This is a genomic window from Pseudomonas sp. YQ_5 (assembly GCF_043103305.1).
In the GTDB taxonomy this organism is placed as follows: Bacteria; Pseudomonadota; Gammaproteobacteria; order Pseudomonadales; family Pseudomonadaceae; genus Aquipseudomonas; species Aquipseudomonas putida_Y.
Genome location: NZ_JBICJS010000040.1, coordinates 18,700 through 29,383, shown reverse-complemented (window position 1 = coordinate 29,383; position 10,684 = coordinate 18,700). Strand labels below are relative to the sequence as shown.

11 protein-coding genes are annotated in these 10,684 nt (G+C 62.3%); 4 read left to right on the top strand and 7 right to left on the bottom strand.

Features of this window, described 5'->3' with window-relative positions:
• Window positions 1-187: 187 nt before the first annotated feature.
• From cysB to ACF8EA_RS06920, 3 genes are all read right to left on the bottom strand, one after another.
• Window positions 188-1,162, bottom strand: a complete 975-nt coding sequence (cysB, locus tag ACF8EA_RS06930; RefSeq protein ID WP_010953293.1) for an HTH-type transcriptional regulator CysB — start codon at window positions 1,160-1,162, stop codon at window positions 188-190.
• Window positions 1,163-1,290: 128 nt separating this feature from the next.
• Entirely contained in the window at window positions 1,291-1,788 is a 498-nt protein-coding gene (locus ACF8EA_RS06925) for a universal stress protein (protein WP_021782885.1), read from the bottom strand.
• 124 nt (window positions 1,789-1,912) lie between these two features.
• Window positions 1,913-2,860, bottom strand: coding sequence for a putative 2-dehydropantoate 2-reductase (locus tag ACF8EA_RS06920; protein ID WP_319298788.1), 948 nt, complete (start codon window positions 2,858-2,860; stop codon window positions 1,913-1,915).
• A gap of 231 nt (window positions 2,861-3,091) precedes the next feature.
• Here ACF8EA_RS06920 and ACF8EA_RS06915 point away from each other — a divergent pair, with 231 nt between their 5' ends.
• A complete protein-coding gene (locus ACF8EA_RS06915; RefSeq protein WP_021782887.1) occupies window positions 3,092-4,168 on the top strand; it encodes a 3-deoxy-7-phosphoheptulonate synthase in 1,077 nt (358 codons plus the stop codon).
• A 69-nt stretch (window positions 4,169-4,237) separates the two neighbouring features.
• On the opposite strand, the gene ACF8EA_RS06910 is transcribed toward ACF8EA_RS06915, so the two are convergent.
• Complete coding sequence (locus tag ACF8EA_RS06910; protein WP_003250290.1) at window positions 4,238-4,519, bottom strand: GNAT family N-acetyltransferase; 282 nt, start codon at window positions 4,517-4,519, stop codon at window positions 4,238-4,240.
• A 508-nt stretch (window positions 4,520-5,027) separates the two neighbouring features.
• Between ACF8EA_RS06910 and ACF8EA_RS06905 the strand changes: the two genes are divergently transcribed.
• Window positions 5,028-5,279 carry an Lpp/OprI family alanine-zipper lipoprotein gene (locus ACF8EA_RS06905; RefSeq protein ID WP_003250288.1) on the top strand — a complete coding sequence of 84 codons (252 nt, stop codon included), beginning with the start codon at window positions 5,028-5,030 and terminating at the stop codon, window positions 5,277-5,279.
• A 131-nt stretch (window positions 5,280-5,410) separates the two neighbouring features.
• On the opposite strand, the gene ACF8EA_RS06900 is transcribed toward ACF8EA_RS06905, so the two are convergent.
• The 3 genes from ACF8EA_RS06900 to ACF8EA_RS06890 form a co-directional block, all read right to left on the bottom strand.
• The gene (locus ACF8EA_RS06900) at window positions 5,411-6,388 is read right to left on the bottom strand and encodes a L,D-transpeptidase family protein (RefSeq protein WP_103444070.1); all 978 of its coding nucleotides are present in this window, start codon (window positions 6,386-6,388) and stop codon (window positions 5,411-5,413) included.
• A gap of 113 nt (window positions 6,389-6,501) precedes the next feature.
• The gene (locus ACF8EA_RS06895; RefSeq protein ID WP_021782889.1) at window positions 6,502-6,792 is read right to left on the bottom strand and encodes a hypothetical protein; all 291 of its coding nucleotides are present in this window, start codon (window positions 6,790-6,792) and stop codon (window positions 6,502-6,504) included.
• A gap of 58 nt (window positions 6,793-6,850) precedes the next feature.
• Entirely contained in the window at window positions 6,851-7,456 is a 606-nt protein-coding gene (locus ACF8EA_RS06890) for an arylesterase (RefSeq protein ID WP_014591667.1), read from the bottom strand.
• Window positions 7,457-7,466: 10 nt separating this feature from the next.
• On the opposite strand from ACF8EA_RS06890, the gene ACF8EA_RS06885 reads away from it, so the two are divergent.
• Both ACF8EA_RS06885 and ACF8EA_RS06880 read left to right on the top strand, forming a co-directional pair.
• The gene (locus ACF8EA_RS06885; protein ID WP_021782890.1) at window positions 7,467-8,153 is read left to right on the top strand and encodes an ABC transporter ATP-binding protein; all 687 of its coding nucleotides are present in this window, start codon (window positions 7,467-7,469) and stop codon (window positions 8,151-8,153) included.
• Complete coding sequence (locus tag ACF8EA_RS06880; RefSeq protein ID WP_392521345.1) at window positions 8,150-10,657, top strand: ABC transporter permease; 2,508 nt, start codon at window positions 8,150-8,152, stop codon at window positions 10,655-10,657. Before ACF8EA_RS06885 ends, ACF8EA_RS06880 begins: the two co-directional genes overlap by 4 nt.
• Window positions 10,658-10,684: the final 27 nt, after the last annotated feature.

Here is a 10,684-nt window from a genome sequence, read left to right as displayed (position 1 = left end):
CCCTACCGGGCCAACCGCCTTTTCTTTCTCAAAATGTCAGCGTCGCTGCGGATCTAAAGCCGTACACCTCATGTTTGCTGCGCGACAGCGCAGCCCGGAAGGGCTGGGTGATCTCCCACAGAGATCGCGCCAGCTTTTAGAAATTGAGCTAGACAGTTACTCCCAAAGCGGCCCCATCATTCCCGAATCAGTGCACCGGCAGCTCGACGCCTTCGAACAATTCTTCCAGCTCTTGCTTGTTATGGCACTGAATGGCCTTGGCCATCACTTCACGGGTCAGGTGCGGGGCAAACTTCTCGATGAAGTCGCACATGAAGCCACGCAGGAAGGTACCGCGACGGAAGCCGATCTTGGTGATACTGGCTTCGAACAGCTCACTGGCATCCAGCGCCACCAAATCACTGTCGAGCTTGGCATCCACAGCCATGCCGGCGACGATACCCACGCCCAGCCCCAGGCGCACATAAGTCTTGATCACGTCGGCGTCAGCCGCGGTGAAGACCACTTTTGGCGTAAGACCGCGGTGATTGAAAGCCTCATCCAGCTTCGAGCGCCCGGTGAAGCCGAACACGTAGGTGACGATCGGGTATTCGGCGACTGCTTCCAGGGTCAATTTCGGCAGCTTGGCCAGCGGGTGGCCTTGTGGCACCACGACGCAACGGTTCCACTTGTAGCACGGCATCATGATCAGGTCGCCAAACAGCTCCAGCGCCTCGGTAGCGATGGCGAAGTCGACCGTACCGTCCGCAGCCATCTCGGCAATCTGCATGGGCGAACCCTGGTGCATGTGCAGGGACACTTCCGGATACTGCTTGATGAAGCTGCTGATAACCGGCGGCAACGCATAGCGCGCCTGGGTGTGGGTGGTGGCGATGGACAGTGTGCCCTTCTTCTCGTTGGAGAATTCCTGGGCAATCTGCTTGATGCTCTCGACCTTGCGCAGGATTTCGCCTGCTGTATTGATGATGCGCTCACCGGCCGGGGTAACGCGGGTCAAATGCTTGCCGCTGCGGGCAAAGACTTCAACACCCAACTCGTCTTCGAGCAGGCGGATCTGCTTGCTGATCCCTGGCTGGGAGGTATACAGGCTCTGCGCCGTCGCGGAGACGTTGAGGTCATGGTGCGCCACTTCCCAGATGTAGCGCAGTTGTTGAAGCTTCATAGGTTTCCCTCGGTTCAGCGATGAGTCCGCAGCAGCAGGCAGCGACGATATATAACTATATTAGTGGTTTCTGAAATAAATCTAGAACTATTTTGTTACATGCCCACGGAAACGGCCTACACCTATCTTCATGCCTTCCTACGCCCTAGATGCTGCGCCAAGGGCACCATGTACACGGGCACCGGCGACAGCTGCAGCAGCCGCACCGCCGTGCGCCCCAGCGGTACATCCACCCCGGCACCCGCACTGTGGCTACCGAATATCAACAGGTCGACACTTAGCCGCTGGGCCTGGTCGAGAATCACCTGTGCCGGGTCACCCTGCCGCACCCGCACGGCCTTGATCACCGCCAGGTCAGCCTCTTCGCCCAACTCGTCACGAAAGTTTTCCAGCACACGCTGCTCTATGTTCGCCATCACGGTATTCACCCCCTGGCTGTGCAACTGGTCGAGCGTCTGCTCATCGAGGTAACTTTGCAGGAGGGATTCGGCGAACTGGCCCATCGGCTCTACCGCGTGTATTACATACAACTCGGCACTGAACGTGCGCGCCAGGGCCAGCGCGTGTTGCATCACGAAAGGGGCGTAGACACCGAGGTCGGTGGCGTACAGCATGGAGCGGATCATTCGACCTCCTCGACTGCCGCAGCGGCAGAGCAAGCTTCAGCTTAGCAGCGTGCCGGACGCTCGCTTTGCCGTCCGGCGCGCTGCTGCCGTGGGCTGCAGGGCCCCGCCGAAGCCTCCACCACCTTCAGGCAGGCCGGTTGCTGCGGTCGATGAAACTCAGCGCCTGGTACAGCATCTCAACGCGCGGCAGGCTGCAGCCTGCCGCCCGTGCGCGTGCCAGCGGCTCGGCATAGATGGCCCCCAGCTCCAAGGGGCGTTTGTGGGTGTGGTCGTGATACATGCTCGGCCAGTAGTCGGGCATGCGCTCAGTCACCTGGAACAAGTGCTCGGCATAGCCCTCCGGCAGCACATGGCCACAAGCTGCCGCGCCCTGCACCACCTCGGCCATCAAGGCCTGTATCAGCGCGCGGGTATTGCTGTCGGCCATCAGTGGTGTGGTGCTGGCCCCCAGCAGCACCGACAGCCCGTTGTAAGGCACGTTCCACACCAGCTTCTGCCAGCGCGCCAAGGCCAGGTTCGGCATGGCCTGCGAGTCGATCCCCGCCGCCCGGAACAACCCAGCGCCCTCATTCACCAGCGCGACACCGCAATCGCTGGCCGGCCCGCTGTGATACCCCAGGTTGACCGCACCCAAAGCCTGGTGGCGGATGACACCAGGTGCCTCGCGGTTAACGCAGATGAAGCACAGGCCGCCAAGCAGGTGCATGTCGCTACGCAAGGCTGGACGCAACTGCTCCTCTACCCCCAGGCCGTTCTGCAACAGCACCACCTTGGCGCCGGGCGCAGCGGCCTGGACGATCAACGGTGCCAACTGCTCGTTGCTGGTGGCCTTGGCCCCGATCAGGAGCCAGTCACAGGGCGGCATGTCGGCGGCACTGGCATAAGCCGGCACCCTCATCTGCAGTGCGCCATGCACGGCACTGTCCAGGCTCAGCCCTTGTTCACAAACGGCCTGATACTCGCTGCGCAGCAGAAAATGCACATCGAAACCGGCCCGGGCCAGCATCAACCCATAAAAGCCACCGATGGCGCCACTGCCGATGATGCCGATGCGAGGGGTGTGCGAATGCATGCCAATCTCCAGGTATATAGTCAGCTCTCTTTTTACACAGGTTACGTAGCGCTGGGCAGTCCATTCCCGCGCAACACCCTTGCTCAGGTAAAAACCCCACAATGACTGGGCTAAGCCCATTGTCGTGCCATCTGTAACGCGCTAAGGTTCGGCTCCCCGCTGCGATTTTTCTTGCTGCTGGGCCGCACGGGGATAGTTGGCGGCCGGCACCGTGACCTGACGAGTAACACGATGGCTGATTTACCGATCGATGACTTGAACGTTGCCTCCAACGAGACCCTGATCACCCCTGATCAGCTCAAGAAGGAAATCCCCCTCAGCGCCAAGGCTCTGCAGACCGTGACTGCCGGCCGTGAAGTGGTGCGCAATATTCTCGACGGCAAGGACCATCGCCTGTTTGTCGTGATCGGCCCTTGCTCCATCCACGACATCAAGGCTGCCCACGAATACGCCGAGCGCCTGAAAGTGCTGGCCGAAGAAGTGTCCGATACGCTGTACCTGGTCATGCGCGTGTACTTCGAAAAACCGCGTACCACCGTCGGCTGGAAAGGCCTGATCAACGACCCGTACCTGGATGACTCGTTCAAGATCCAGGACGGCCTGCACATCGGCCGCAAGCTGCTGCTGGACCTGGCCGAAATGGGCCTGCCGACCGCCACCGAAGCGCTCGACCCGATTTCCCCGCAGTACCTGCAAGACCTGATCAGCTGGTCGGCCATCGGCGCCCGCACCACCGAATCGCAAACACACCGCGAGATGGCATCGGGCCTGTCCTCGGCGGTGGGTTTCAAAAACGGCACCGACGGCGGCTTGACCGTTGCCATCAATGCCCTGCAGTCGGTGTCCAAGCCGCACCGCTTCCTGGGCATCAACCAGGAAGGCGGCGTGTCGATCGTCACCACCAAGGGCAACCCATACGGCCACGTGGTACTGCGCGGCGGCAATGGCAAGCCGAACTACGACTCGGTCAGCGTCGCCCTGTGCGAACAGGACCTGGCCAAGGCCAAGATCAAGGCCAACATCATGGTCGACTGCAGCCATGCCAACTCCAACAAGGACCCGGCCTTGCAACCGCTGGTGATGGAGAACGTCGCCAACCAGATCCTCGAAGGCAACCAGTCGATCATCGGCCTGATGGTCGAAAGCCACCTGAACTGGGGTTGCCAGTCGATTCCGAAAAACCTCGACGAGTTGCAGTACGGGGTGTCGATCACGGACGCCTGCATCGACTGGGCGGCTACCGAGAAAACCCTGCGCAGCATGCATGCCAAGCTCAAGGATGTGCTGCCGCAGCGTAAGCGCAGCTAAATATTGCGCGAACAAAAACGCCGGGCATTGCCCGGCGTTTTTTGTTGTGCCTGGCGCCCAGTCGTCAGCTCAAGCCTTGCTCGAATGCCGCTGTTGGCGCTCCATGTAACGCTCCACATACGAGCAAGACGGGATCACCGTGTAACCCATCTGCTCGGCGTACTCCAGGGCGCGCTCGGTCAGCGCGGCAGCAATCCCGCGGCCGCGCAGGGCGTTGGGCACGAAGGTGCGATAGATGTCCAGCGTCTGCTTGCCCAGATCCATGTACGTCAGATAGGCACGATGACCGTCCACGTTGGTCTCGAACTGATGACCGGCCTGGTCATGGTGGATGGTCAGCGCTTCGCTCATCACTACTCCTCGCAGGTCTTCTCGGCAGACCCTTACCTTAACCGATGGTGGTTTATCCGGCACAGAATCCTCTACGCCACCTGTTTCCGCTTCGACCATTGGACGATTGTAATCGCCTGGATCCTCTGGCGCTCACAAGATAGTAGGCACCGCAAGCGGGATTGCTCAAGGTGGTGGTGGTTAAAAATGATCAAAACGCCGCCCGGCGTGACTTTCCCAAGCCAGCCCAACAGCCACCGGATGCTCTAGCGCTTAAGACGCTGATCGACAGTTAAAGTCACCCTTAGTTCAACAAAAAAGTTCCTGCACTACAACCGCTTGCGAAGCCTGCACATTTTTTTCACAGACACGTCGCAAATCTTGTCGGCGCGGGGTCAAGCAACATTTTTTTTGCAGTTCTTGCGCTCTGTCAGTTTACTTACTACAAGTAATGGGTACTATGTACGCCGGCCAGTTTCTCTTTCCTGAGAGATGGCTCTTTAATAGAAAGTCCTTGAAGGGGAACACGATGAACAACGTTCTGAAATTCTCTGCTCTGGCTCTGGCCGCAGTTCTGGCTACCGGTTGCAGCAGCGTATCCAAAGAAACCGAAGCTCGTCTGACTGCGACTGAAGACGCAGCAGCTCGCGCTCAAGCTCGTGCTGACGAAGCCTACCGTAAGGCTGACGACGCAATGGCAGCCGCTCAGAAGGCTCAGCAGACCGCTGACGAAGCCAACGAGCGCGCTCTGCGTATGCTGGACAAAGCCAGCCGCAAGTAATAATCCTCACGGATTGTTAAGAAGCCGACCCACTTGTGGGTCGGCTTTTTTATTGCCTTTGAAACCGAAAATGCGGTCAGCAGGTACGAAAAGGCCTGCACTAAGGCAGGCCTGGGTGTGTCGAAATTACCTTACTGCAGTTCGGGCGGAATGCTCGTAACCATCGGTGCGCCGCCCTGCTTTTCCACCGGCACGGCAATTTCTACCGGCATACCATCTTCTGCGGCCACCACGTCACGTACCATGTCCCAGTTCATGCGTAGGTTATTGGCCAGGTCTTCGCGCTTGAGCAAGGTATTGATAACGGCGGTGTGTTTGTCGACAACTGACGGGTTACCCTGGTCATCCAGCGGCGTGTGTGCCTCAAGATAGACCTTGCCGCCACTGATACCGAACTTGTAAGGCTCGTTGATGATGCGCACCGGAGTCCCCACCGGCACCATCTTCGACAGTTCAAGCACGTTATTGTTGAACATGCGGAAGCAGCCGTGACTGGTGCGCATGCCAATGCCGAACTTCTTGTTCGAACCATGGATCAGGTAGCCTGGCACGCCCAAGGTGAACTTGAACGGCCCCAGCGGGTTGTCCGGGCCAGCCGGCACCACAGTCGGCAGGATGTCACCGTCCGCTGCGTGCTCTTTGCGAATCGAAGCGGGCGGCGTCCAGGTCGGGTTCGGCGTCTTGGCGGTGATCTTGGTGTTGGCGATCGGCGACCCCCACCCCTCGCGACCAATCCCCAGCGGGAAGGTGTACACCACGCTCTGCCCCTTAGGGAAGTAGTACAAGCGGTACTCGGCCAGGTTGATGACGATGCCTTCGCGCGGGCCCGGCGGCAGGACGAAACGGGTCGGCAGGATGATCTCGGTGCCGGCGCCTGGCAGCCAAGGGTCTACGCCCGGGTTGGCGGCGATCATTTCCAGGTAGCCGAGGTCGTTTGCGGTGCCGATATCGGCGAACGTGTCCTCGTACTTTGCCTTGATCACATGCACCTGGCCGACGATGTCTTCACCGGGCGGTGGCAGTGGCAGCTCCAGCGCAGCAGCGGGGCCCGCTACCAACAGGGCGGCCAGGGACAGGCTACGGGTGACTGCAGGAAAGCGCGGCAACATCCGGTAAATCCTTCGAAAGGTGGGTCAAGAGAATCGATTGTACACCCGCGCCGATGCAAGCGGGAGGCATTGGCACGTTGCAAACGTTTCAGATGATGAAAGGCGCCTGTCGTTCAGCTGCCGTGCAGCTCTGGCCACACCGGGCGCATGCCACGTCGCTGGGCATCGAGGATGGCACGACACAGCTCACACAGGCGGCCATCGCGATAGATCGATCGCGACACCCCCGACCAACGTGGCTGGGCTGGCAGCAGGCCGCCGCACAAGGTACGGTCGACCGGCACGCCCAGCTCAAGCTGGCGGGCCACGAGGTGGACGCGGATTTCCTGGCAGGCGAACAAGTCGAGCTGTTCGTCGGGCTCGATCAGTTGATAGGCATACAGGGACCAGGCAGGGCGCGGCATTTGGAGCACTCGAAACGGGGGGCGCAACATTAGCCGAAAGGCGCCCCCGTTTAAAGCTTCACAGCAAGGGTTTTATCGCTGGCCAGGCATTTTCCAGCAGGCGCTGCTGGGCACCCTGGGCCGGATGGATGCCATCAGCCTGCATCAGCTCGGGTACACCCCCTACCCCTTCGAGGAAAAACGGCACCAAAGGAACCTGTTTGTCCGCTGCCAGCTGTTCATACACCTTGGCAAAGGCAGTGGTGTAACGCACACCATAATTGGGCGGCAGGCGCATGCCCAATAGCAGCACCTTGGCCCCTGCCTGACGCGAGTGCTCGATCATCGAGGCAAGATTTTGTTGCAATTGAGCAGGTGGCTGCCCGCGCAGGCCATCGTTGCCGCCCAGCTCCAACACCACCAGGCTCGGTTTATGTGCTGCAAGCAGCGCCGGCAGCCGCGCCTGGCCGCCTGCGCTGGTGTCGCCACTGATCGAAGCATTGACCACTTTGTCGTCAAAACCTTCGTCCCTGAGGCGGGCCTGCAAGAGAGACACCCAGCCCTGGCGGCTATCCAGGCCAAAACCGGCGCTGATACTATCGCCAACAACCAGCAGTGTTCCCGCCGCTGCGCTCTGGGCCAGGCAATACAGGGCCAGACCGGCACTCAACCACCACACTCGCATCGGATTCTCCATGAGCCCCAGCATTCTCGTTGCGCAGAACCTTAGCAAAGTGGTCCCCAGCGCGGAAGGAGACCTTACCATCCTCCACGCACTGTCTCTCGACCTGGCCCAAGGCGACAGCCTGGCCATCGTCGGCGCCTCCGGCTCTGGCAAGTCGACCCTGCTCGGCTTGCTCGCCGGCCTCGACCGCCCCAGCGCTGGCAAAGTCATGCTCGCCGGCCACGATCTGGGGCCACTGGATGAAGACCAACGCGCCCGTGTGCGCGCCGAACATGTGGGCTTCGTGTTCCAGTCGTTCCAGCTGCTCGACAGCCTCAATGCCCTGGAAAATGTCATGCTGCCGCTGGAGCTGGACGGCCGCCGCGACGCCCGCGAACAGGCTCGTACCTTGCTGGAACGGGTCGGCCTGGGCAAGCGCCTGAGCCACACACCCCGGCAGCTGTCGGGCGGCGAGCAGCAGCGCGTGGCAATTGCCCGCGCCTTCGCCGCGCAGCCTGCGGTGCTGTTCGCCGATGAGCCCACCGGCAACCTCGACAGCCACACCGGCGAGCGCATCAGCGACTTGTTGTTCGAGCTGAACAAGGAGCGCGGCACTACCTTGGTGCTGGTCACCCATGACGAACGCCTGGCCCGCCGCTGCCGGCGCCAGATCCGCCTGGACGCGGGCCGCCTCGTGGCGCCGATGGAGGCCCGGTGAGCCATATGCCGCTGTCCCGTCTGGGCGGCCTGGCACTGCGCCAGTTGCTGCGTGATGTTCGCGCCAGTGAAGTGCGCGTGCTGTTCTTCGCCCTGTTGGTAGCGGTAGCCGCCAGCACCGCTATCGGCTATTTCGGCGCCCGCCTCAACGGCGCCATGCAGCTGCGCGCCAGCGAGTTCCTTGGCGCCGATCTGGTACTGCAGGGCAGTGCCCCGGCCCGCGAACAACAGCTCGATGCCGGCAAGGCACTGGGCTTGCGCCATGCACAGGTGGTCGAGTTCACCAGCGTGGTCGGCGGCGACAATGGCATCCAGCTGTCCAGCGTAAAGGCCGCCGACGGCGCCTACCCATTGCGCGGGCAAGTACGCAGCGCTCCGGCCCCCTATGCCGAAGAAACGCCCGGCGGCGGCCCTGCCCCTGGCGAGGTGTGGGTCGAACCTCGGCTGTTGGCGGCACTGGGGCTGGCGATCGGCGACAGCATCGACGTGGGCATGAAAACCCTGCGGATGAGCCGTGTGCTTACCTACGAACCGGACCGCGCCAACAACTTCTACAGCCTTACCCCGCGCGTGATGATGAACCTGGCCGACCTGGAAGCCACCGGAGTGATCCAGCCGGGCAGCCGGGTCACTTACCGCGACCTGTGGCGCGGCGATGCCGAGGCGCTGGCGCAGTACCGCCACACCGTGGAAAAAGACCTGGCCGCCAACCAGCGCCTGCGTGACACCCGCGATGGCAACCAACAGATCGGCGGCGCACTGGGCAAAGCCGAACGCTACCTGAACATGGCCAGTCTTGTGGCTGTGCTGCTGGCAGGCGTAGCCGTGGCTCTGTCGGCCAGCCGCTATGCTGCACGCCGACTGGACGCCAGCGCCCTGCTGCGCTGCCTGGGGCTGTCGCGCCACCAGGCGTTGGGTCTGTATTCCCTGCAACTCGCCATGCTCGGGCTGGTCGCTGCCCTGGCCGGCGCCTTGCTCGGCTGGCTGGCTCAGCTGGGCCTGTTCCGTCTGCTGCACGGCTTGCTGCCGAGCGTGGTGCCCGCCGGCGGCATCATTCCAGCGCTGGCAGGTATCGGTACCGGGCTGGTGGCACTGGCTGGCTTCGCCCTGCCGCCGATCGCAGCGCTGGGCCAAGTGCCGCCACTTCGCGTGCTGCGCCGTGACCTGCTGCCCATACCTGCGAGCAGTTGGCTGGTGTACGGCGCCGCCCTGCTCGCCCTGGGCCTGATCATGTGGCGCCTGAGCCTCGACCTGCTGCTCACCTTTGCCCTGCTCGGTGGCGGCCTGGTCGCCGCGCTTCTGCTCGGCGGCTTGCTGCTGCTCGGTTTGCGCAGCCTGCGCCAGCTGCTGGCCGGCGCGCCACTCACCTGGCGCCTGGGGCTGGGCCAGCTATTACGCCACCCCATGGCTGCGGCAGGCCAGGCCTTGGCCTTCGGCCTGATACTGCTGGCCATGGCCCTGGTCGCCCTGCTGCGCGCAGAGCTGCTCGATACCTGGCAAGCACAGCTTCCCAAGGATGCGCCTAATCACTTTGCCCTGAACATCCTGCCGGATGACCGAGAGTTGTTCGCTCAACGCCTGCACCAGGTCAATGCCGCTTCGGCACCGCTGTACCCGGTGACACCCGGGCGCCTGGTGCAAATCAATGAAAAACCGGTACAGCAGGTGGTCAGCAAGGACTCGGCAGGCGAGCGCGCCGTGCAGCGCGACCTCAGCCTGACCTGGGCCGCCGAGTTGCCCGAAGGCAATGTGTTGAGCGCCGGCAGCTGGTGGCAAGCCTTGCCAGCCGACAACGACATCCCCGGAGTTTCGGTGGAAGCGCAACTGGCCAGCAGCCTGAAACTGCAAATGGGCGACCTGCTGACGTTCGATATTGGCGGCCAGCAGCGCCAGGCCCGCGTGAGCAGCCTGCGCAACGTGCATTGGGACAGCTTCCAGCCGAACTTCTACATGATCTTCCAGCCTGGCACGCTGCAGGGGCTGCCGACCACTTACCTGACCAGCTTCTATCTGGCACCGGGGCATGACCTGGATGTCGTCGCGCTGTCACGGGCGTTTCCGGCGGTGACCATCCTGCAGGTGGATGCCTTGCTCGACCAGCTGCGCAGCATCCTCGCCCAGGTCACCCTGGCGGTGGAGTATGTGCTGCTGTTCGTGCTGGCCGCCGGACTGGCCGTGCTGTTCGCTGGCTTGCAGGCCACGCTGGACGAGCGTATTCGCCAAGGCGCACTGTTGCGCGCACTGGGCGCGGCGCGGCCGTTGCTGGTCAAGGCCCGGCGTATCGAGTTCGGCCTGCTGGGTGCGGCCAGCGGGCTATTGGCGGCCGTGGGCTGCGAACTGATTACCTGGGTGCTGTACCGCTATGCCTTCGACTTGCAGTGGAGCCCGCACCCGTGGCTGCTGGTGTTGCCGCTGACGGGGGCACTGCTGGTGGGTGGTGCTGGAGTACTGGGAACACGGCGGGCGTTGAATGCCAGCCCGCTGGCGGTGTTGCGCGAGGCTTGAGGCCTGGCTGTCAGCGCTTCTGCCGGG

Bases quoted from the DNA above. Each gene is read 5' to 3' on its own strand.
- ACF8EA_RS06910 (WP_003250290.1), bottom strand. From the start codon at position 4,519: ATGAGCGAAGCGCTGACCATCCACCATGACCAGGCCGGTCATCAGTTC.
- ACF8EA_RS06915 (WP_021782887.1), top strand. From the start codon at position 3,092: ATGGCTGATTTACCGATCGATGACTTGAACGTTGCCTCCAACGAGACC.
- ACF8EA_RS06925 (WP_021782885.1), bottom strand. From the start codon at position 1,788: ATGATCCGCTCCATGCTGTACGCCACCGACCTCGGTGTCTACGCCCCT.
- ACF8EA_RS06900 (WP_103444070.1), bottom strand. From the start codon at position 6,388: ATGTTGCCGCGCTTTCCTGCAGTCACCCGTAGCCTGTCCCTGGCCGCC.
- ACF8EA_RS06905 (WP_003250288.1), top strand. From the start codon at position 5,028: ATGAACAACGTTCTGAAATTCTCTGCTCTGGCTCTGGCCGCAGTTCTG.
- ACF8EA_RS06890 (WP_014591667.1), bottom strand. From the start codon at position 7,456: ATGCGAGTGTGGTGGTTGAGTGCCGGTCTGGCCCTGTATTGCCTGGCC.
- ACF8EA_RS06895 (WP_021782889.1), bottom strand. From the start codon at position 6,792: ATGCCGCGCCCTGCCTGGTCCCTGTATGCCTATCAACTGATCGAGCCC.
- ACF8EA_RS06920 (WP_319298788.1), bottom strand. From the start codon at position 2,860: ATGCATTCGCACACCCCTCGCATCGGCATCATCGGCAGTGGCGCCATC.
- ACF8EA_RS06885 (WP_021782890.1), top strand. From the start codon at position 7,467: ATGAGCCCCAGCATTCTCGTTGCGCAGAACCTTAGCAAAGTGGTCCCC.
- cysB (WP_010953293.1), bottom strand. From the start codon at position 1,162: ATGAAGCTTCAACAACTGCGCTACATCTGGGAAGTGGCGCACCATGAC.